General features: G+C 65.7%; 20 protein-coding genes. 17 read left to right on the top strand and 3 right to left on the bottom strand.

Annotated features, from left to right (window positions below; all coding sequences use genetic code 11):
* Window positions 1-26: 26 nt before the first annotated feature.
* The 10 genes from cmk to cysM all read left to right on the top strand — a co-directional run bounded on the left by cmk (window position 27) and on the right by cysM (window position 9,884).
* Window positions 27-740 (top strand): (d)CMP kinase, encoded by a 714-nt coding sequence (cmk, locus tag BAC01S_RS14050; protein ID WP_027795340.1) that lies wholly within the window; start codon window positions 27-29, stop codon window positions 738-740.
* Window positions 741-920: 180 nt separating this feature from the next.
* A complete protein-coding gene (gene rpsA, locus BAC01S_RS14045) occupies window positions 921-2,651 on the top strand; it encodes a 30S ribosomal protein S1 (protein WP_156954415.1) in 1,731 nt (576 codons plus the stop codon).
* A 26-nt stretch (window positions 2,652-2,677) separates the two neighbouring features.
* Window positions 2,678-3,001 (top strand): integration host factor subunit beta, encoded by a 324-nt coding sequence (locus BAC01S_RS14040; protein ID WP_027795338.1) that lies wholly within the window; start codon window positions 2,678-2,680, stop codon window positions 2,999-3,001.
* A gap of 282 nt (window positions 3,002-3,283) precedes the next feature.
* Window positions 3,284-3,577, top strand: coding sequence for a lipopolysaccharide assembly protein LapA domain-containing protein (locus BAC01S_RS14035; RefSeq protein WP_027795337.1), 294 nt, complete (start codon window positions 3,284-3,286; stop codon window positions 3,575-3,577).
* A gap of 64 nt (window positions 3,578-3,641) precedes the next feature.
* Window positions 3,642-4,817: a lipopolysaccharide assembly protein LapB gene (gene lapB / locus BAC01S_RS14030; RefSeq protein WP_027795336.1), complete on the top strand. Its 1,176-nt coding sequence runs from the start codon at window positions 3,642-3,644 to the stop codon at window positions 4,815-4,817.
* 79 nt (window positions 4,818-4,896) lie between these two features.
* On the top strand, window positions 4,897-6,303 hold the full coding sequence (locus tag BAC01S_RS14025) for a UDP-glucose dehydrogenase family protein (RefSeq protein ID WP_027795335.1): 1,407 nt from the start codon (window positions 4,897-4,899) through the stop codon (window positions 6,301-6,303).
* The gene (gene rfaE1 / locus BAC01S_RS31300; RefSeq protein WP_084168581.1) at window positions 6,284-7,273 is read left to right on the top strand and encodes a D-glycero-beta-D-manno-heptose-7-phosphate kinase; all 990 of its coding nucleotides are present in this window, start codon (window positions 6,284-6,286) and stop codon (window positions 7,271-7,273) included. Before BAC01S_RS14025 ends, rfaE1 begins: the two co-directional genes overlap by 20 nt.
* Before the next feature lie 12 nt (window positions 7,274-7,285).
* On the top strand, window positions 7,286-8,278 hold the full coding sequence (rfaD, locus tag BAC01S_RS14015) for an ADP-glyceromanno-heptose 6-epimerase (protein WP_027795334.1): 993 nt from the start codon (window positions 7,286-7,288) through the stop codon (window positions 8,276-8,278).
* A gap of 78 nt (window positions 8,279-8,356) precedes the next feature.
* Entirely contained in the window at window positions 8,357-8,716 is a 360-nt protein-coding gene (locus BAC01S_RS14010) for a ComEA family DNA-binding protein (protein ID WP_027795333.1), read from the top strand.
* A gap of 265 nt (window positions 8,717-8,981) precedes the next feature.
* Window positions 8,982-9,884, top strand: coding sequence for a cysteine synthase CysM (gene cysM / locus BAC01S_RS14005; protein ID WP_027795332.1), 903 nt, complete (start codon window positions 8,982-8,984; stop codon window positions 9,882-9,884).
* A gap of 63 nt (window positions 9,885-9,947) precedes the next feature.
* Here cysM and mltB read toward each other — a convergent pair whose 3' ends face one another.
* Complete coding sequence (mltB, locus tag BAC01S_RS31295; RefSeq protein WP_084168580.1) at window positions 9,948-11,261, bottom strand: lytic murein transglycosylase B; 1,314 nt, start codon at window positions 11,259-11,261, stop codon at window positions 9,948-9,950.
* 208 nt (window positions 11,262-11,469) lie between these two features.
* Between mltB and BAC01S_RS13995 the strand changes: the two genes are divergently transcribed.
* Together BAC01S_RS13995 and BAC01S_RS13990 are read left to right on the top strand one after the other, a co-directional pair.
* Window positions 11,470-12,396: a histone deacetylase family protein gene (locus BAC01S_RS13995; protein ID WP_027795331.1), complete on the top strand. Its 927-nt coding sequence runs from the start codon at window positions 11,470-11,472 to the stop codon at window positions 12,394-12,396.
* A gap of 139 nt (window positions 12,397-12,535) precedes the next feature.
* The gene (locus BAC01S_RS13990; protein WP_407667935.1) at window positions 12,536-13,288 is read left to right on the top strand and encodes an enoyl-CoA hydratase; all 753 of its coding nucleotides are present in this window, start codon (window positions 12,536-12,538) and stop codon (window positions 13,286-13,288) included.
* 4 nt (window positions 13,289-13,292) lie between these two features.
* Here the strand turns inward: BAC01S_RS13990 and BAC01S_RS13985 are convergent, their stop codons facing one another.
* Window positions 13,293-14,138 (bottom strand): alpha/beta hydrolase, encoded by an 846-nt coding sequence (locus tag BAC01S_RS13985; RefSeq protein ID WP_027795329.1) that lies wholly within the window; start codon window positions 14,136-14,138, stop codon window positions 13,293-13,295.
* Between the two features lie 367 nt (window positions 14,139-14,505).
* Here BAC01S_RS13985 and BAC01S_RS13980 point away from each other — a divergent pair, with 367 nt between their 5' ends.
* The 5 genes from BAC01S_RS13980 to BAC01S_RS13960 all read left to right on the top strand — a co-directional run bounded on the left by BAC01S_RS13980 (window position 14,506) and on the right by BAC01S_RS13960 (window position 20,018).
* The gene (locus tag BAC01S_RS13980) at window positions 14,506-15,540 is read left to right on the top strand and encodes a methionine ABC transporter ATP-binding protein (protein WP_027795328.1); all 1,035 of its coding nucleotides are present in this window, start codon (window positions 14,506-14,508) and stop codon (window positions 15,538-15,540) included.
* The gene (locus tag BAC01S_RS13975; protein WP_027795327.1) at window positions 15,530-16,183 is read left to right on the top strand and encodes a methionine ABC transporter permease; all 654 of its coding nucleotides are present in this window, start codon (window positions 15,530-15,532) and stop codon (window positions 16,181-16,183) included. Before BAC01S_RS13980 ends, BAC01S_RS13975 begins: the two co-directional genes overlap by 11 nt.
* A gap of 215 nt (window positions 16,184-16,398) precedes the next feature.
* The gene (locus tag BAC01S_RS13970) at window positions 16,399-17,148 is read left to right on the top strand and encodes an electron transfer flavoprotein subunit beta/FixA family protein (protein ID WP_027795326.1); all 750 of its coding nucleotides are present in this window, start codon (window positions 16,399-16,401) and stop codon (window positions 17,146-17,148) included.
* Between the two features lie 21 nt (window positions 17,149-17,169).
* Complete coding sequence (locus BAC01S_RS13965) at window positions 17,170-18,105, top strand: electron transfer flavoprotein subunit alpha/FixB family protein (RefSeq protein WP_027795325.1); 936 nt, start codon at window positions 17,170-17,172, stop codon at window positions 18,103-18,105.
* A gap of 125 nt (window positions 18,106-18,230) precedes the next feature.
* Complete coding sequence (locus BAC01S_RS13960) at window positions 18,231-20,018, top strand: acyl-CoA dehydrogenase (RefSeq protein WP_027795324.1); 1,788 nt, start codon at window positions 18,231-18,233, stop codon at window positions 20,016-20,018.
* 91 nt (window positions 20,019-20,109) lie between these two features.
* Here BAC01S_RS13960 and BAC01S_RS13955 read toward each other — a convergent pair whose 3' ends face one another.
* Window positions 20,110-21,396, bottom strand: coding sequence for a D-amino acid dehydrogenase (locus BAC01S_RS13955; RefSeq protein ID WP_027795323.1), 1,287 nt, complete (start codon window positions 21,394-21,396; stop codon window positions 20,110-20,112).
* Window positions 21,397-21,455: the final 59 nt, after the last annotated feature.

The following is a 21,455-nucleotide window of genomic DNA, read 5'->3' as shown; positions in this document are numbered from 1 at the left end:
GCCTTGTAGTCACCCATAACGCCAGCATGAAATCAAACCGTCCCTTTTATCCGACGCCCGTCATTGCAATCGACGGCCCGACCGCTTCCGGCAAGGGCACGGTGGCCACGCTCGTGGCCGCGCATCTCGGCTTTCACCTGCTCGACAGCGGCGCCTTGTACCGGCTCGCGGCGCTCGCCAGCATCCGCTATACGATCGCCTGCGACGACGCGGACGGCCTTGCAAAGCTGATCGACGATCTCCACATCACGTTCCGCGAGGGGCTCGCGCAACTCGACGGCGTGGACGTCTCGACCGAAATCCGCGCGGAGGAAGTGGGCAACCGGGCCTCGGTAATCGCCGCGCATCCCTCGGTGCGCACGGCGCTGGTGGCGCGCCAGCGGGCCTTCCGCAAGCTGCCGGGGCTCGTCGCGGACGGCCGCGACATGGGTACGGTGATCTTTCCTGACGCGGTTCTAAAGGTGTTTCTGACAGCGAGCGTCGAGGCCCGCGCGGCCCGCCGGCATAAGCAATTGATCCAGAAGGGATTTTCTGCTAATATGGATGACTTGCTCCGGGATTTGCGTGAGCGCGACGCGCGCGACAGCAATCGCACGGCCGCGCCGCTCAAGCCTGCGGAGGATGCGCAGCTTCTGGACACCTCGGCGCTCTCGATCGACCAGGCGGTCGAACAGGTGGTGCAGTGGTACCAGACGTTGCCGCAACCGGCCCGTCACGACGGGCACGGCAAACAGGTGTAAGCGCAGTAGCAGTTGAGCAGTTGAGTAGTTGTAGTAGCAGTGGTGCTCCGCACGAGCGGAGCGTGTGTTAAACCCTTTAACCCCGTATGGCTTTCGCATCCGTGCCGCGAACAGGCGTTCCGGCAGCAAGGCGGGACCGGTCCAGATGACCGGCAGGCAGTCGAACCCGCAGCGAAAACCCTGCAAATTCAGATTTTTATGTCCGACCTGCAAACCTCCACCCCGATTACCGAATCTTTCGCGGCTCTGTTCGAAGAGTCGCTGACCCGCCAGGACATGCGCGCCGGCGAGGTCATCTCCGCTGAAGTCGTGCGCGTCGACCACAACTTCGTGGTCGTCAACGCTGGCCTGAAGTCCGAGGCCTACATTCCCATCGAGGAATTCCTGAACGACCAGGGCGAAGTGGAGGTTCAGGCGGGCGATTTCGTTTCCGTCGCGATCGACGCGCTGGAAAACGGCTACGGCGACACGATCCTGTCGCGCGACAAGGCGAAGCGTCTCGCTTCGTGGCTGTCGCTGGAAAAGGCTCTCGACAACAACGAACTCGTGACCGGCACGATCACGGGCAAGGTCAAGGGCGGCATGACCGTCATGGTCAACGGCATCCGCGCGTTCCTGCCGGGTTCGCTCGTCGACACGCGTCCGGTCAAGGACACGACGCCGTACGAAGGCAAGACCCTCGAATTCCGCGTCATCAAGCTCGACCGCAAGCGTAACAACGTCGTGCTGTCGCGCCGCGCAGTGATCGAAGCCACGCAAGGCGAAGAGCGCGCGAAGCTGCTCGAAACGCTGAAGGAAGGCGCGATCGTCAACGGCGTGGTCAAGAACATCACCGATTACGGCGCGTTCGTGGACCTCGGCGGCATCGACGGCCTGCTGCACATCACCGACATCGCATGGCGTCGCGTGCGTCACCCGAGCGAAGTTCTCTCGGTTGGCCAGGAAGTTACCGCGAAGATCCTCAAGTTCGACCAGGAAAAGAACCGCGTTTCGCTCGGTATCAAGCAACTGGGCGACGATCCGTGGGAAGGCATCTCGCGCCGTTACCCGTCGGGCACGCGCCTGTTCGGCAAGGTCACGAACATCACCGACTACGGCGCGTTCGTCGAAGTCGAGTCGGGTATCGAAGGCCTGGTTCACGTTTCCGAAATGGACTGGACCAACAAGAACGTTGCGCCGTCGAAGGTTGTCCAGCTGGGCGACGAAGTCGAAGTCATGGTCCTCGAGATCGACGAAGACCGCCGCCGCATCTCGCTCGGCATGAAGCAGTGCAAGCCGAATCCGTGGGATGACTTCAGCCGCAACTTCAAGAAGGGCGACAAGCTGCAAGGCGCCATCAAGTCGATCACCGACTTCGGCGTGTTCATCGGCCTGCCCGGCGGCATCGACGGCCTGGTTCACCTCTCCGACCTGTCGTGGAGCGAAACCGGCGAAGAAGCCGTGCGCAAGTACAAGAAGGGCGACGAAGTCGAAGCCGTGGTGCTGGGCATCGACGTCGAGAAGGAACGCATTTCGCTCGGCATCAAGCAGCTCGAAGGCGACCCGTTCAGCAACTTCGTTGCTGTCAACGACAAGGGCTCGACGGTTGACGGCGTGGTCAAGTCGGTTGACGCGAAGGGCGCAGTGATCACCCTGAACGCCGACGTCGAAGGCTACCTGCGTGCTTCGGAAATCGCGCAAGACCGCGTGGAAGATGCTCGCAACGTGCTGAAGGAAGGCGACAAGGTCAACGCGATGATCATCAACATCGATCGCAAGTCGCGTGGCATCAACCTGTCGATCAAGGCGAAGGATTCGGCCGAGACGCAGGAAGCCCTGCGCAGCATGTCGGCGGATTCGGGTCAGGCTGCCACCGGCACGACCAACCTCGGCGCGCTGCTCAAGGCCAAGCTCGACGGCCAGAACCAGTAAGCCTCATAACGGGGGCAAGCTGAAGTATGACCAAATCTGAATTGGTCGCGCAGCTGGCTACGCGATTTCCGCAACTTGTCCTCAAGGATGCGGATTTCGCGGTCAAGACGATGCTCGATGCGATGTCCGAGGCGCTTGCCAAGGGCCATCGCATCGAAATTCGCGGTTTTGGCAGCTTCGGCCTGAACCGCCGGCCGTCGCGCGTAGGACGCAACCCGAAGTCGGGTGAGAAGGTGCTGGTGCCTGAGAAGTTCGTGCCGCACTTCAAGCCGGGCAAGGAATTGCGCGAGCGCGTGGACCGGCGTGCGGGCGAGCCGCTGAAAGCGGACGAGCCGGACGACGATCAGTAAGCGCTCCTTGGGGTGCTTGCGGTCGTCGGCGGTCAATGCCAGATGGCCAGATATAAAGACCGGAAAAGCGCCGGGGGTGATCGACCCCCGGCGCTTTTTTTTCGCGCATACCCAGCGGTGTTGTTCGCGGATTCGCCGCCTGCCCGCGACATGCGCTACAGCGCACATCCCGGGCGGCGGGGCGTTCATTTACAATACGGGTCACTTCGGCACGGCTCGTGCTGCGGCGCAGCATGGCGGCCGGTGCCGGCGCCTTCTTCGCAACTGCCAAGAGACTCTTTCATGAGATTGATCGCCTGGGTGATCCGTGTGCTGGTATTCGTGTTGCTGCTCGTGCTTGCGCTCGCCAACACGCAAACCACAACGCTGAACTTTCTTGCCGGATATGCGTGGCAGGCTCCGCTGATCCTGATCGGCCTCGCATTCTTCGTGGTGGGGTTGCTGGCCGGGCTGCTCTCGGCGCTGCCGGGCCTGTTCCGGCTGCGCATGGAGAACGGCCGCCTGAAGCGCGACCTGCGGGCGGCGCGCGAGACGCCGCCGCCGATCGCCGAGCCGCCGCTGCCGCCGCTCATCTGATCCCATCGTTTCGCCGCGCGCCCGCAAGGCGTGCGGCTTGTGTCCCGCTTACACCGTCGCTCGCATGGATCTCGATTTCTGGTGGCTCCTCGTCATTCCCGTCGCCTTCGCGCTCGGCTGGATGGCGTCGCGCTACGACCTCAAGGCGCTTTTGTCCGAAAGCGCCAACCTGCCGCGCTCCTATTTCCGCGGCCTGAATTTTCTGCTCAACGAGCAGCCGGACAAAGCGATCGATGCGTTCATCGAAGTCGCCAAGCTCGATCCCGAAACGGTCGAGTTGCACTTCGCGCTCGGCAATCTGTTTCGCCGCCGCGGCGAGACCGACCGCGCCATCCGCGTGCATCAGAACCTGCTTTCGCGTCCGGACCTGCCCGTGAACGAGCGCGATCACGCGCTCTATGAACTCGGCCAGGATTATCTGAAGGCGGGCATGCTCGATCGCGCGGAGGAGACCTTCGTCTCGCTGCAATCGGGCGACTACGCGCTGGGCGCCCAGCGGGCACTGCTCACGATCTACGGCATCGAGAAGGACTGGAACCGCTCGATCGATACCGCGCGCCAGCTCGAAACCATGGGCGCGGGCTCGCTCGACGTCGAAATTGCCCAGTTCCATTGCGAGCTGGCGCAGGAGGCCTTGCAGCAGAAGAAGCCCGACGAAGCGCGGCGCCAGCTTGAGCTCGCGCTCAAGGCGAATCCGCAGAACGTGCGCGCCACGATCCTCGCCGGCGACGCCGATGCGGCGGGCGGCGACTGGGAGGCCGCGCTCGCCCGGTGGCGCGGCGTGGAAGAGCAGAATCCCGCTTATCTGCCGCTCGTTGCCGAGAAGATCATGAAAGGCTACGAGTCGCTCGGCCGCGCGGAAGAGGGCGCGCAACTGCTCACCGCGTGGGTCGATACGTATCCGTCGAACGATCTGCTCGACGTCGCCTACAAGTACGTTGCGGCGCTGCGTGGCGCCGATGCAGCGCACACGCTGGCGCGCACGCAAATGCAGAAGGCGCCGAATCTCGCCGGCATGGCGCGTCTGCTCGAAGCGCAGCAGGCCACGGCGGAGGAGCCGCGCAGCAGCGAGCTGCAGCTGATGCGCTCGCTCCTGCAGCAGCGCACCAAAAATCTGCCACGCTACACGTGCCAGAATTGCGGCTTCCGGGCGCGCCTCTTCTACTGGCAGTGCCCGGGGTGCAGCGGTTGGGAAACCTACGCGCCGCGCCGCGTCGAGCCGATCCCCGCGTCGAGCTGAGCGTCCGGCGTTCGTCCGCAGGCCGCATGCACGCAGGGCGGCGCTGCAACACAACACAGAATCTCTCACCGGAGCGCGTATGAAAATCACCATTGTCGGCACCGGCTATGTCGGCCTCGTCACCGGGGCGTGCCTCGCCGAGATCGGTCACGACGTGTTCTGCCTCGACGTCGATCCGCGCAAGATCGACATCCTGAATAGCGGCGGCGTGCCCATCCACGAACCGGGCCTGCTCGAGCTCATCGCGCGCAATCGTGCGGCGGGCCGCATCACGTTTTCCACCGACGTCGCCGCGAGTGTCGCGCACGGCGAAGTGCAGTTCATCGCCGTGGGCACGCCGCCCGACGAAGACGGCTCCGCCGACCTGCAATACGTGTTGGAGGCGGCGCGCAATATCGGCCGCCACATGAATGCCTTCAAGGTGATCGTGGACAAGTCGACCGTGCCCGTGGGCACCGCGCAGCGCGTCCATGCCGTGCTCGACGAAGAACTCGCGCGGCGCGGCCTGGCGGGCAGCGCGGAGCATCGCTACTCGGTTGTCTCGAATCCCGAGTTCCTGAAGGAAGGCGCGGCCGTCGACGACTTCATGCGGCCGGACCGCATCATCATCGGCATCGACGAAGACGGGAACGGCAGCCTCGCGCGCGAGAAGATGAAGCGCCTCTATGCGCCGTTCAACCGCAATCACGAACGCACGATCTACATGGACGTGCGTTCCGCCGAGTTCACGAAGTACGCGGCCAACGCCATGCTCGCCACGCGCATTTCGTTCATGAACGAAATGGCCAACCTTGCCGACCGCGTAGGCGCCGATATCGAGTCGGTGCGCCGCGGCATTGGCTCCGACCCGCGCATCGGCTATCACTTCCTCTATGCCGGCTGCGGTTACGGCGGCTCGTGCTTCCCGAAGGACGTGCAGGCGCTGATCCGCACCGCGGCGGAGTCGGGCCAGAATCTGCGCATTCTCGAAGCCGTCGAGGACGTGAACCACGGGCAGAAGGAAGTGCTGGTGCGCAAGATCGTGAGCGCGTTCGGCGAAGACCTTTCCAGCCGGCGCTTTGCGGTCTGGGGGCTCGCGTTCAAGCCGAACACGGACGACATGCGCGAGGCGTCGAGCCGGCGCCTGATTGCCGAGCTGCTCGCGCGCGGCGCCGAGGTGACGGCCTACGATCCGGTCGCGACCGACGAGGCGCGCCGCGTGTTCGGGCTCGACCTCGCGCCCGTGCCGGAGCTGCTCGCGCGGCTGACGTTCGCAACGGGCCCCGAAGAGGCGGTCGTGGGCGCCGACGCGCTCGTGATCGTCACCGAATGGACCGTTTTCAAGGCGCCGGACTTTGCGTACCTGAAGTCCGTGCTCAAGTCGCCGCGCATCTTCGACGGTCGCAATCTCTACGAGCCGGACGCGATGGCGGAACTCGGCATTGACTACCATTCGATTGGGCGACCCCATGTCAAGCTCGCAACCGATGCAACCCCCACGGTCTGACTCCGCGGCGAAGGGCCTCGCAACGCCCGCGCCTGCCGTCGAGCACGTGCCGCGCGAGCGCTTCGCCAACGCGCGCGTGCTCGTGGTGGGCGACGTGATGCTCGACCGTTACTGGTTCGGCGACGTCAATCGCATTTCGCCCGAAGCGCCGGTGCCGGTCGTGCACGTGCAGCGCCAGGAGGACCGCCTGGGCGGCGCGGCGAACGTCGCGCGCAACGCCACCGCGCTCGGCGCGCAAGCGGGCCTGCTCTGCGTGGTCGGCCATGACGAGCCGGGCGAGCGCATCGTCGGGCTGCTCGGCGAGAGCGGCGTGAACGCCCATCTCGAACGCGATCCCGCGCTGCCCACCACGATCAAGCTGCGCGTGCTCTCGCGTCAGCAGCAGTTGCTGCGCGTGGACTTCGAGAACACGCCCGCGCACGAAGTGCTGCTCGCGGGTCTCGCGCGCTTCGACGCCCTGCTGCCGTCGCACGACGTGATCCTCATGTCCGACTATGCGAAGGGCGGGCTCACGCACGTCACGCAGATGATCGCGAGGGCGCGCGCGGCGGGCAAGGCCGTGCTGGTCGACCCGAAGGGCGACGACTGGGAGCGCTATCGCGGCGCGAGCGTCATCACGCCGAACCGCGCCGAGCTGCGCGAGGTCGTGGGCACGTGGAAGTCCGAAGAGGATCTGCTCGCGCGCGTGACGAAGCTGCGCCGCGAGCTGCAGTTCGATGCGCTGCTGCTCACGCGCTCGGAGGAGGGCATGACGCTCTTCACCGACGAGGGCGTGCTGCACGCGGCGGCCGACGCGCGCGAAGTGTATGATGTTTCGGGCGCCGGCGACACCGTGATCGCCACGGTGGCCGTGGCGCTGGGCGCGGGCTTGCCGCTCGTGCAGGGCGTCGCGCTCGCGAACCGCGCGGCCGGCATCGTGGTCGGCAAGCTCGGGACGGCCACCGTCGACTACGACGAACTTTTTCGCTGACGCAGGCACACCATGACTCTTATCGTGACCGGCGCGGCCGGCTTTATCGGCAGCAATATCGTCAAGGCGCTCAACGAGCGGGGCGAGGATCGCATCATCGCCGTCGATAACCTCACGCGCGCCGACAAGTTCAAAAATCTGGTCGATTGCGAAATCGACGACTACCTCGACAAGACCGGGTTCGTCGAGCGCTTCGCGCGCGGCGACTTCGGTAAAGTGCGCGCGATATTCCACGAAGGCGCCTGTTCGGACACGATGGAAACCGACGGCCGCTACATGATGGGCAACAACTTCCGCTATAGCCGCGCGGTCCTCGACACCTGCCTCACGCAGCGCGTGCAGTTTCTGTATGCCTCGTCGGCGGCGATCTACGGCGGCTCGAGCCGCTTCGTCGAAGATCGCGAGGTGGAGGCGCCGCTGAACGTCTACGGCTATTCGAAGTTCCTGTTCGACCAGGTGATCCGCCGCGTGCTGCCCACGGCGCAGAGCCAGATTGCGGGCTTCCGCTATTTCAACGTCTATGGTCCGCGTGAGACGCACAAGGCCCGCATGGCGTCGGTGGCGTTCCACAACTTCAACCAGTTCCGCGCCGAAGGCAAGGTGAAGCTCTTCGGCGAGTACAACGGCTATGCGCCGGGCGAGCAGACGCGCGACTTCGTTTCCGTCGAGGATGTCGTGAAGGTCAACCTGTTCTTCTTCGATCATCCCGAAAAGACGGGCATTTTCAATCTGGGCAGCGGCCGCGCGCAGCCGTTCAACGACATTGCCAGCACCGTGGTCAACACGTTGCGCGCGATGGAGGGCGAGGCGCCGCTTACGCTCGGCGAGCAGGTCGAGCGCGGTTTGATCGAGTACATTCCGTTTCCCGATGCACTGCGCGGCAAATACCAGTGCTTCACGCAGGCCGATCAGACGAAGCTGCGCGCGGCGGGCTACGACGCGCCGTTCCTGACGGTGCAGGAAGGTGTCGATCGCTATGTACGTTGGCTGTCCGGCCAGGTGTAATTCGCGTCCGTCGCTCCCTAAACTGGACTCTCACTGCCGGCGACGGTCGCCGGCAGATTGTTTCAAGGGAGATCCAGCATGTTCAGAAAACTGCTCGCCGCGGCACTCTTCGTCGCCGCAGTCGGCCACGCGTTCGCGGCGGTCGACGTCAACACCGCCAATGAAGACGCGCTGCGCGGCATCAAGGGCATCGGGCCCGCGCGCGCAAAGGCCATTCTCGACGAGCGCGGCGCGCACGGGCCGTTCAAGGACGCCTCCGACCTCGGCAAGCGCGTGAAGGGCATGGGCGGCCATACGGTCGAACGTTTGCAGGCCGAAGGATTGTCGATCGGGCCGGCGAGCGCGCAGGCCGCGCACGGCAACGGTCAGACGGCACAAACCGCACAGGCTGCAAAGGCGGCGCCAGGGCAAGCGACGGTCGTGACGGTCAAGAAGTAGCTGCCGCGCCGTTCTTCGCTCGCGCGCGGTAGCGCCTGATGGTTCCTTCAGGTGGCCATTGAGGTGACGTTGACCCGTGGCCTTGACCCGCGGCCCGGGCCGCGGGCTTTTTGCGCTACTACATGGCCACCACAGTGCGCCACCGCAGCGCCGCACCCCCACCGCCGTCAGGGGTCTCCAGCGCCTGGCCGCTGCGTGGTTTAGAATCGGCGGATCACGTCCAACGCGCCATGCCTCGTGCATCGGGCCCGAAACGCAATCTGCCATGCCATACAAGACCATTGAAGACACGATCGGCAACACGCCGCTCGTGCAACTCGTCCGTCTGCCGGACGACGACATCCGTGCGCGCAACAACGTCATCCTGGCCAAGCTGGAAGGCAACAATCCCGCGGGCTCGGTGAAGGACCGTCCGGCGCTCTCGATGATCCGCAAGGCGGAAGAGCGCGGCCGCATCAAGCCCGGCGACACGCTTATCGAAGCGACTAGCGGCAACACCGGCATCGCGCTGGCGATGGCAGCGGCGATTCGCGGCTACAAGATGCTGCTCATCATGCCGGAGGATCTCTCGGTCGAGCGCCGCCAGAGCATGGCCGCGTACGGCGCGCAGATTCTGCTCACCCCGGTCAAGGGCGGCATGGAATACGCGCGCGATCTCGCCGAGCAGATGCAGCGCGACGGCAAGGGCATCATCCTCGACCAGTTCGCGAACCCGGACAATCCGCTTGCCCACTACGAGGCCACGGGTCCGGAAATCTGGAGCGAGACCGAAGGCCGCATCACGCACTTCGTGTCGTCGATGGGCACGACCGGCACGATCATGGGCACGTCGCAGTTTCTGAAGGAAAAGAATCCGGCCATCGAGATCGTCGGGGCGCAGCCGGAAGAGGGTTCGCGCATTCCGGGCATCCGCAAGTGGCCGGAAGCGTACATGCCGAAAATCTTCGACCGCAGCCGCGTCGACCGCACCGAGAACGTGAGCCAGGCCGCCGCCGAGACCATGGCGCGGCGGCTCGCCTCCGTCGAAGGCATTTTCGCGGGGATTTCCTCGGGCGGCGCGTGCGAGGTGGCGATGCGCATTGCACGTCAGGTCGAGAATGCGACCATCGTGTTCATCGTCTGCGATCGTGGCGACCGTTATCTCTCGACGGGCGTGTTCCCGGCCTGAGCGGCGTCGTGACGCGGGTGGCGCGCCGCATCGGAAAAGCGGGCGGCCACCCGGGGTTGGCGGTTACTGCTGATCGCCGGGGGCGGGCGTCGTGCCCGGCACGCCAAGGCTACCCGAACCAGTTGCGGCGCCTGAACCAGCCGGGCCACCCGGCGCTCCACTAGCCGCCCCGGTGCCCACGCCGGGCTGCGTCGCCAGCATCTGCGCCTTCACGCGCATCCCCAACTGATACACCGCGAGCGCGTAGAAGAAGCTGCGGTTGTAACGCGTCAGCACGTAGAAGTTCTTCAGCCCGAGCATGTACTGCGTGGGCCGCCCCGGCGTCGGCAGATCGACGACCGTGACCGGCGTGCCCGCTTCGGCCGCGATATCGACATTCGGCTCGTCGAGCACGAGCCCCGAGCGCAGCAGTTGCTCGAGCGGCCAGTGCGGTTCCGGCTGCCCGTCGGCGGCGGCTTGTGCGATGCCCTGGCTGCCCGCGTCGCCGGCGATTTGCCAGACCACCGGCCGGCCCGATTCCCAGCCGTTCCGCCGCAGATAGTTGGCGACGCTGCCGATCGCGTCGGCCGGGCTCGTGCGCAGGTCGATATGGTTGTTGCCGTCGTAGTCCACCGCATACTGCACGATGCTGCTCGGCAGGAACTGCGGAATGCCGATTGCGCCCGTGTAGGAACCCAGCACCGAGGTCGGGTCGATCTGCGCGCCGCGCGTCCACACCAGATAGTCTTCGAGATTCTTGCGGAACGTTGCTTCGCGGTCGGCGCGGTTCGGCGTGTTCGGGTAGTCGAACGCGAGCGTCGTCAGCGCGTCGAGCGCGCGGAAGTTGCCCATGTAGCGGCCATAGATCGTCTCGACGCCGATGATGCCGACGATCACCTCCGGCGGCACGCCGAACTCGTCGGCGGCGCGCTGCAGCGTGGCCGCGTTTGCGCGCCAGAACTTCACGCCCGCATTGATGCGCACGGGATCGAGAAAGCGCGCCTGGTAGACGCGCCAGTTCTTGATGCCCGGCGTGGGCGAGGGCGTGACGAGCTTCACCGCCGTCGCCGAATAGCTCACGCCCGCGAACAGCGCGTGCAGCGCAGTCGGGTCGAAGTCGTAGCGCGCCACCATGTCGTTGATGAATCCGTCGACATCCGGGTTGTTCGCGTAACGCTGCGGGATGATTTCCTCTTCGAACGTCTGACCCTGCTGCGTGGGCGTTTGCGGCTGTGCCTGCGTGACGGTGAGCGGCGCTTGGGGCACTTGAGGCACTTGAGGCGCTGCGGTCTGGGCACGCGCCGTGCCAGTCCATAGCGGCAGCGCGGCGCTGAGCGCGAGGGCGAAAGTCGTGATGCGCAGGCGGCCGGATGCAGACGGAGCGGACTTGAGCGTCATGGGAAGCGGAACGGTGGGAGCGAAGAGTGAAAGGGGCACGGGGCAGTATACCCGAGCGCCCCGCCGGAATTGGCGCTCCGGCGTGCAGGCTCGGCGCTTTCGCGCGAGGCCGCTGTGGTAACGTGATGACTGATTGCGTGCTTTTCCGGCGCGCCCCAAGGATGGAGACCCGTGGCGACGGATGCATGCGCCGCGGCAAGCACGACACATGACGACCGGATTCTTTACGCACCCAGACTGCCTGCTGCACGAAATGGGCGACTGGCATCCCGAATGCCCGGCGCGCCTGCAGGCCATCGAAGACCAGTTGATCGCGGGCCGCATCGACACGCTGATCGAGCGCGACGAATCGGCGCCGCTTGCCGAGGAGTCGGCGCTGTTGCGCGTGCACACGCAGGCGCATGTCGACTTCATCCGCAATACCTCGCCGAAGGAAGGCTACGCGGCGATCGACCCCGATACGTCGATGAATCCGCACACATGGCAGGCTGCGCTGCGCGCGGCGGGCGCGGCGCTCGCCGCCACCGACGCCGTGATCGCGGGGCGCTACGAGAACGCGTTCTGCAGCGTCCGGCCGCCTGGCCATCATGCGGAGCCCGCGCGCGCGATGGGCTTTTGCTTCTTCAACAATGTCGCGATCGCGGCGCGGCACGCACTGGAGGTGCATGGCCTCGAACGCGTCGCGATCGTCGATTTCGACGTGCACCATGGAAACGGCACGGAAGCGGCATTCGCGGGCGACTCGCGCGTGCTGATGTGCAGCTTTTTCCAGCATCCGTTCTATCCGTTCTCGGGTACGGACCATCCGATGCCGAACATGGTCAACCTGCCGATGGCCGCGCGCACGAAGGGCATGGAAGTGCGCGAGGCCATCGATCTGATGTGGCTGCCGCGTCTGCACGAATTCAAGCCGGAGATGCTGTTCATCTCGGCGGGCTTCGACGCGCATCGCGAGGACGACCTCGGCAACATGGGCCTCGTCGAGGACGACTTTGCCTGGATCACCGAGCAAGTGAGCGCGATCGCCCAACGCTATGCGAAGGGGCGCATCGTGAGCTGCCTCGAAGGCGGATATAACCTCTCGGCGCTTGGGCGCAGCGTGGTCGCGCATCTGCGCGCGCTCGCCGATCTGTGAAATCGCCGTGCGCTGCTGTGCCGCTTTGTCGTGCCGCCTCGTTGTCCGCAATGACACGCATCGAGCCTGAAGGAGAGTCTGCATGAGCGTTCAACCGTCCGTCCCGGCCCCGGGTGCCGAAGCGCCGCTGGTCGAAGTTATGCACGATGCCTGGGGCGTGCCGGGCGTCGTGTGCGTCACGCTGAACCGGCCCGACGCCTTCAACGCGCTCTCCGAGGCGCTCATCGACGCGCTGCAGGCGCAGCTTTCGGCGCTGGCAAAGTCGCCGGCGCGCGTGGTCGTGATTGCGGGTGCGGGACGCGCGTTCTGCGCCGGGCACGACCTCAAGGAAATGCGTGCGTCGCCTTCGCACGAGTACTACGCGCAGTTGTTCGCGCGTTGCACGAAGCTGATGCTGACGATCCAGAAAATGCCGCAGCCCGTGATCGCGCGCGCGCACGGCGTCGCGACGGCAGCCGGCTGCCAGCTCGTGGCGATGTGCGATCTGGCCGTCGCCGCCGATACGGCGCGCTTTGCCGTGTCGGGCATCAAACTCGGCCTGTTCTGTTCGACGCCCGCGGTGCCGCTCACGCGCAATGTCTCGCGCAAGGCGGCATTCGAGATGCTGATGACGGGAGAATTCATCGATGCCGCCGCTGCACAGCGCGAGGGGCTCGTGAACCGCGTGGTTGCGGCGGAAGAACTCGACGCGGCGGTGACGGCGCTGGCCGCAAGCATCTGCGCCAAGCCACGCGAAGCGGTCGAAGCCGGCAAGGGGCTCTTCTACCGGCAGCTCGAAATGGGCATCGAGGCCGCGTACCAGCTGGCGGGCCAGACGATGGCCTGCAACATGATGACCGACCCCGCGCTCGATGGCGTGCAGGCTTTCATCGAGCGCCGCGGGGCGAAATAACGCTTCAGCGGCCGCCGCCGCTGTGCGCCTGTATCCAGTCGATCGCGGCGCCGATCACGCGCTCACGCTCGAGATCGTTGAGCGTCTCGTGATAATTCCCTTCGTAGAGCGTGAGCGTGCGGTCGGGCGAGCCCACGTGGGCGCCGAACGCGCGGCTGCCGTCGGGCTCGGTGAGCTTGTCGGCGGTGCCGTGCCAGATCAGCACGGGCAGGCGCAGCCCCGCACGGCCGGCTTCGATGCGCCGCATCGCGCTGAGCACTTCGGCGCCCGTGCGCGCCGGAATCGGTCCGTGATGGACGAGCGGATCGGCAAGGTTCGCCTCGACCACGCGCGCGTCGCGCGCGAGCAGGGCGGCATCGATCTTCATCGCGGGAAAGCGCGGCCAGATCGCGCTCATCGCGCGGCTCGCGGCAATCATCCATGACGGCACGTCGCGGCCGGGCGCCAGCGCGGGGCTCGACAGCAACAGACCCGCGAGCGGCACGCCGCCGTGCGGCGCGCGTTCGATCGCATAGAGCGCTGCAATGGCGCCGCCCATGCTGTGCCCCATCAGGAAGAGCGGGGTGCCGTGCCGGGCGCAGGCGGCGCCCGCGTGGGCGACGAGGGCATACGCATCGTTCAGGTATTCGTCGAAGTGCGCGACCCACGCGCGAGGGCCGCTTGCGCGGCCGTGGCCGCGCAGGTCGATCGCATAGACGTCGATGCCCGCGGCGTTCATGGCCGCGGCAAAGGCCGCGTAGCGGCCCGCATGCTCGGCCAGCCCGTGCAGCAGCGCGATCGCGGCCACCGGCGGCATAGCGGTCGTGCGCCAGACGTAGAGGGGCAGCGTCGCGCCGTCGGGGGCGTGCAGCGTCGAGGTTTCGGGCGTCGCGCCGGGCGCGGCATCACGCGCGGCGGCGTCGAACGGCTGGTTTGTCTCCATGGCTCTTCTTGTCCTTTGCGGTGGTTGTCGTCTGCATCGTCTGCGCGGTGCGCCGCCCGATCATAGCCGCACGCGCCGTGCCGTTGGGCGGGTGCAGGGCAGCGGCGATCCTCTAATGCGATCCGGTTATGAAAATATCGAAATCAATTATTAAAAGGAATTACGACTGCCAGGGTAAAATCGAGGGCTGAATTCAGTCCAGCAACGGCGGCTGTTTGCCGGCGTCCGGCGCTTCGGTGGTCCATACGATCTCTCCGGCGCGGTGCGCGGCACGTCCGCCGTTTCGTTTTTCTCCATGATCGAAATACGCAACGTGTCCCAGCGTTTCGCCGGCCCGCAAGGCTGGATCGAGGCGCTGCACAACGTCAATCTGACCATCCCGCCGGGCGAAGTGTTCGGCATCATCGGGCGCAGCGGCGCGGGCAAGAGTACGCTCGTGCGCACCATCAATCTGCTCACGCGTCCCACCGAAGGCGATATCGTCGTCAACGGCCATACGCTTACGTCGCTCCCGCCCGCCGCGCTGCGCGAGGCGCGCCGCGAGATCGGCATGATCTTCCAGCACTTCAATCTGCTCTCGTCGCGCACCGTGTTCGACAACGTGGCGCTGCCGCTCGAACTCGCGGGCATGAAGCGCGTGCAGATCGAGGAGACGGTGCTGCCGCTGCTCGAACTCGTGGGCCTTGCGGCGCAGAAGGATCGCTACCCGTCGCAGATCAGCGGCGGCCAGAAGCAGCGTGTGGGGATTGCGCGCGCGCTGGCGAGCAAGCCGAAGGTGCTGCTCTCCGACGAAGCCACGTCCGCGCTCGACCCTGAAACCACGCGTGCGATCCTCGACCTGCTGCGCAAGATCAATCGCGAGCTGAACCTCACGATCGTGATGATCACGCACCAGATGGAGGTGATCAAACAGGTCTGCGACCGCGTTGCCGTGCTCGATGCCGGCCGCGTGGTCGAAACCGGTCCCGTGATCGATGTGTTCCTGCAGCCGCGCCACGAAGTGACGCGCGCCCTGCTGGGCGACGTGATCGCGCAGGAACTGCCACCCGCGCTCAAGGCGCGCGTGGCCGAACGCCTCGCGAAGGGCAGCGGGCATCTGCTGCGCCTGGCTTTCAAGGGCACGGGCGTGGATCAGCCGGTGCTCTCGGAGACGATTCGCCGCTTCGAACTCGATTTCAACATCCTGCACGGCCAGATCGACGAGATCCAGGGGCAGGCGTTCGGTTCGCTCGCGGTGCTCGCGGGCGGCGATCCGGCCAAGGTGGCGCAGGCAGTAGCCTGGCTGCGCGAGCAGGGCGTGGTGGTGGAGGAACTGTCCCATGTGGAGTGAAATGTTCGACATGTTCGTCCAGTCGTTCTGGGAAACGCTCGTCATGGTGGGCATCTCGGGCGTCGTGGGCGCGGCCGTCGGCTTGCCGCTCGGCGTGCTGCTCTATCTGACCGATCGTGACGGCGTGCTGCAGAGCCTCGCCGTCAATCGCGTGATGGGCGCGATCGTCAACGCCGTGCGCTCGGTGCCGTTCATCATCCTGCTCGTTGCCGTGATTCCGTTCACGCGTTTCGTGGTGGGTTCGTCGATCGGCACGGCCGCCGCAGTGGTGCCGCTCACGATCGCGGCCGCGCCGTTCATCGCGCGGCTCGTCGAAACGGCGCTGCGCGAAGTCGATCGCGGTCTCGTCGAGGCGGCGCAGGCGATGGGCGCGAGCACGAGCCAGATCGTCTTCAAGGTGCTGCTGCCCGAGTCGCTGCCGGGCGTGGTGGCGGGGCTCACGATCACGTTCATCTCGCTCGTCGGCTATTCGGCGATGGCGGGCGCGATCGGCGGCGGCGGCCTCGGCGATCTCGGCATCCGCTACGGCTATCAGCGTTTCGAGCCCGAGGTCATGCTGATCGTCGTCGTGATCCTGATCGTGTTCGTGCAGCTTGTGCAGTCGCTCGGCGACTGGCTCGTGCGGCGCCTGAGCCACAAGTGAGGAACAAATAGGGCGGGAGATCGTGGATCGCCCGTTTAGAGAAAACAGTCGGAACCCGGGGTTGTAGCCCGGGTTTTTTCCACCGTAAAATAGCACGATCGTTCGCTGCCATGCAAAAGCGGTAGCCGTGAAAAGTGCGGGCGGCAGAGGCGCTCAGCGAGGCGCTCGCTATAATGTCCGCCAGGTTGACGTATTCGTAACTTCGGAGCATGTGAATGAAAATCCTTGTGCCAGTCAAGCGTGTAGTCGATTACAACGTCAAGGTCCGTGTGAAGTCGGACGGTTCGGGCGTCGATATCGCCAATGTGAAGATGTCGATGAACCCGTTCGACGAGATCGCTGTGGAAGAAGCGGTACGCCTGAAGGAAGCCGGCGTGGCGACCGAAGTCGTGGCGGTGTCGGTGGGCGTGGCGCAGGCGCAGGAGACGCTGCGCACGGCGCTGGCGATCGGCGCGGACCGCGCGATCCTCGTCGAGGCGGGCGACGGCGTCGAGCCGCTGGGCGTGGCGAAGATCCTCAAGGCGCTCGTGGACAAGGAGCAGCCGCAACTGGTCATTCTCGGCAAGCAGGCGATTGACGACGACTCGAACCAGACCGGCCAGATGCTCGCCGCGCTGGCGAACCTGCCGCAGGCCACCTTCGCATCGAAGGTCACGGTGGCGGACGGCAAGGCAACGGTGGCCCGTGAGGTGGATGGCGGCGCGGAAACGCTGTCGCTTACGCTTCCGGCCGTGGTCACGACGGACCTGCGCCTGAACGAGCCGCGCTACGTGACGCTGCCGAACATCATGAAGGCGAAGAAGAAGCCGCTGGAGACGATCAAGCCCGCAGACCTCGGCGTGGACGTCGCGCCGCGCCTGAAGACGCTGAAGGTGGCCGAGCCGCCCAGGCGTTCGGCCGGCGTGAAGGTGCCGGACGTGAAGACGCTGGTCGAGAAGCTGAAGACCGAAGCGAAGGTCATCTAAGGGTTCAGGGAGCACAACGAAATGACGATTCTGGTTATTGCCGAACACGACAACGCGTCCATCAAGGCCGCGACGCTGAATACCGTGGCTGCCGCGCAGAAGGTGGGTGGCGACGTGCACGTGCTGGTGGCGGGCCACAACGCGCAGGCAGCGGCGGACGCCGCAGCGAAGATCGCCGGTGTGGCGAAGGTGCTGCTGGCCGATGCGCCGCAACTGGAGCAGGGCCTGGCGGAAAACGTCGAAGCGACGGTTATCGCGATTGCAAAGAACTACTCGCACATCCTCGCGCCGGCTACGGCTGCGGGCAAGAACGTCGCGCCGCGTATCGCTGCGAAGCTGGACGTGGCGCAGATCAGCGATATTACGGCGGTCAATAGCGCGGATACGTTCGAGCGCCCGATCTACGCCGGCAACGCGATTGCGACGGTGCAGTCGAGCGACCCGATCAAGGTGATCACGGTCCGCACGACAGGCTTCGACGCGGTTGCAGCCGAAGGCGGCAGCGCGAGCGTCGAGAAGATCGAAGCCGCAGCCGACAGCGGCCTGTCGCAATTCGTGAGCCGCGAAGTGACGAAGCTGGACCGTCCGGAACTGACTTCGGCATCGATCATCGTCTCGGGCGGCCGGGGTTTGGGTAGCGGCGAGAACTACACGAAGGTGCTGGAGCCGTTGGCGGACAAGCTGAACGCGGCGCTGGGCGCCTCGCGCGCGGCGGTGGACGCAGGCTACGTGCCGAACGATTACCAGGTGGGCCAGACCGGCAAGATCGTCGCGCCGCAACTGTACGTCGCGGTGGGCATCTCGGGCGCGATCCAGCATCTGGCCGGTATGAAGGACTCGAAGGTGATCGTGGCGATCAACAAGGACGAAGAAGCGCCGATCTTCAGCGTGGCCGATTACGGTCTCGTGGGCGATCTGTTCACGCTCGTGCCGGAACTGGTCAAGGAGCTCGGCTGATTGCCAGAGCAAACTTGACGCCAATAAGCGACGCCATGCGGGTTGAACCACGGCGTCCGGCATAAGACGAAGGGGTGCTACGGCACCCTTTTTTTCATGGTTCGAAAGCAGCGGAGGAGACAGACATGTACAACGCGCCGATCCACGAGATGCTGTTCGTGATGAAGGAGCTGGCAGGCCTCGACGAGATCGCGGCGCTGCCCGGTTTTGCAGATGCGACGCCCGAAACCGTGCAGGCCGTGCTTGAGGAGGCCGCGAAGCTATGCGGCGAAGTGCTCGCGCCGTTGAACGCGGAAGGCGACCGCAATCCCAGCCGTTGGGACAGCGGCAACGTGAGCGCGACGCCGGGTTTTGCCGATGCGTTTCGCCAGTTCTCCGCAGGCGGCTGGCAGGGTGTGCAGCATCCACAGGAGTACGAAGGACAGGGCCTGCCCAAGCTCGTCGCGACGCCGTGTATCGAAATGCTCAACGCGGCGAACCTCTCGTTCGCGCTGTGCCCGCTCTTGACCGACGGCGCGATCGAGGCGCTGCTCACGGCCGGCACCGAAGCGCAAAAGGCGCGCTATGTGCCGAAGCTGATCTCGGGCGAGTGGACCGGCACGATGAACCTCACGGAGCCGCAGGCAGGTTCCGATCTCGCGCTCGTGCGCACGCGCGCCGAGCCGCAGGGCGACGGCAGCTACAAGGTGTTCGGCACGAAGATCTTCATCACGTGGGGCGAGCACGACATGGCGGAGAACATCGTCCACCTGGTGCTCGCGCGCACGCCCAATGCGCCCGCCGGCGTGAAGGGCATTTCGCTCTTCATCGTGCCGAAGTTCCTCGTCAATGATGATGGTTCGCTCGGCGCGCGCAACGACGTGCATTGCGTGTCCATCGAGCACAAGCTGGGCATCAAGGCGAGCCCGACTGCCGTGCTGCAGTACGGCGATCACGGCGGCGCCGTGGGCTATCTGGTGGGCGAGGAGAACCGCGGCCTCGAGTACATGTTCATCATGATGAACGCGGCACGTTTTGCGGTGGGCATGCAGGGCATCGCTCTCTCGGAGGGGGCATACCAGAAGGCTGTCGCGTATGCGAAGGAGCGCGTGCAGAGCCGCCCCGTCGACGGATCGGCGAAGGATGCCGTAACCATCATTCATCACCCGGACGTACGCCGCATGCTCGGCACGATGCGCGCGCTCACCGAAGCCTCGCGTGCGCTGGCCTATGTGGCGGCGGCAGAGAGCGATTTCGCGCATCGTCATCCCGACGAGGCGGTGCGCGCGCAGCATCAGGCGCGCTACGAGTATCTCGTGCCCATTGTGAAGGGCTGGAGCACGGAGCTTTCGCTCGACGTGACGAGCCTTGGCGTGCAGGTGCATGGCGGCATGGGTTTCATCGAGGAGACGGGCGCCGCGCAGTACTACCGCGACGCGCGCATCCTGCCCATTTACGAAGGCACCACCGCGATTCAGGCGAACGACCTGATCGGCCGCAAGACGCTGCGCGACGGTGGAGCGGCGGCGAAGGCGCTGATCGCCGACATGGCCCGGACGGTGGAAGCCCTGGGCTCGCAAGAAGGTGCGCCGTTCAAGGCTATGCACCGGCACTTGTCGCAAGGGCAGCAGGCGCTGGCTTCGGTGGTGGACTATGTGCTCGCCAACACGAAGAGCGATCCGAACGCCGTGTTCGCGGGGAGCGTGCCGTATCTGATGCTGGCGGGCATCGTGCTGGGCGGCTGGCAGATGGCGCGAGCGATGCTGGCTTCGGCGCGGCTGAATGCAGAGGATCCGGCGTTCCACGGCGCGAAGATCGCGACGGCGCAGTTCTACGCACAGCATGTCTTGCCGCAGGCGGTGGCGCTTGAAGCGGCGATTGTCAGCGCGAAGGGGGCCGAGGGCGTGCTGGCGCTTTCCGAAGACCAGTTCTGACCGGCCTGTCACGCGGCACATGCCAATGAGAATCGGCGCCTGAGGGCGCCGATTTTTGCTTGAAGCTTGCGTGCTGCCGAAACTGCGGCCGTTATGCGTAGGCCGGACGGTGCGCGCCTTGCGTTTCGCCGAGGTAGCGGTACACGGAAAGATCGTCGGCCTTGATCGCGGGCTGCTTGCCCGAAATGAGGTCGGCGAGCAGTTGGCCCGAGCCGCACGACATCGTCCAGCCGAGCGTGCCGTGGCCCGTGTTCAGGAACAGGTTCGAGAGCGGCGTGCGGCCGACCACCGGCGTGCCATCCGGCGTCATCGGACGCAGGCCGGTCCAGAAGGTGGCCTTGGTGGTGTCGCCGCCGCCCGGGAACAGGTCGTTCACGCACATTTCCAGCGTCTCGCGGCGCGCTTCGCGCAGTGTCTTGTCGAAGCCGACGATCTCCGCCATGCCGCCCACGCGGATACGGTCGTCGAAACGGGTGATCGCGATCTTGTAGGTCTCGTCGAGCACGGTCGAAACCGGTGCGGCGTCCGCGTTCACGATCGGCGCGGTGATCGAGTAGCCCTTGAGCGGGTAGACCGGAATCTTCACGATGTTCGCGAGCATCTTCGTCGAGAACGAACCGAGCGCGACCACGAAGGCGTCGGCGCGCACGAACTCGCTGCCGCACTGCACGCCCGCGATGCGCTCGCCCGAGACGGCGAGGCTGTCGATCGGCATGTTGTAGCGGAACTTGACGCCCAATTGCTCGGCCATCGCGGCGAGGCGCGTGGTGAAGAGCTGGCAGTCGCCGGTTTCGTCGCCCGGCAGGCGCAGGCCGCCCGTCAGCTTGTGCGAGACCGCCGCGAGCGCCGGCTCGGCGCGCTGGAGCTCGGCTGCGCTGAGCAGTTCGTACGGCACGTTCGCATCCTTCAGCACGGCGATGTCCTTCGCCGCGCCCTCGAATTGCTGCTGCGTGCGGAACACCTGCAGCGTGCCGCCCGTGCGGCCTTCGTACTGGATGCCGGTGTCGGCGCGCAGGGCCTGCAGGCAGTCGCGGCTGTATTCGGCGAGGCGCACCATGCGGCCCTTGTTGAGCGCATAGCGTTCCGCGGAGCAGTTCTGCAGCATCTGCCACATCCACTGGAGCTGGAATTTCGTGCCGTCGAGGCGGATGGCGAGCGGCGCATGCTTTTCGAACATCCACTTGATCGCCTTGAGCGGGACGCCCGGCGCCGCCCACGGCGCGGCATAGCCCGGCGAAATCTGGCCGGCGTTCGCAAAGCTGGTTTCGAGCGCGGGGCCGGCCTCGCGGTCGATGACCGTCACCTCATGGCCTGCGCGCGCGAGGTACCAGGCACTTGCCACGCCGACCACTCCACTGCCCAAGACGACGACTCGCATAGCTGCTCCAATAGGTATGGTTGACGCGACGCCGGTGGTTCCAGGGCCGTCCTGCCACG

It is taken from the genome of Paraburkholderia acidipaludis NBRC 101816 (assembly GCF_000684975.1).
Taxonomy (GTDB): domain Bacteria; phylum Pseudomonadota; class Gammaproteobacteria; order Burkholderiales; family Burkholderiaceae; genus Paraburkholderia; species Paraburkholderia acidipaludis.
The sequence above is the reverse complement of the archived record's forward strand: the minus strand, read 5'-3'. Positions and strand labels throughout refer to the sequence as shown.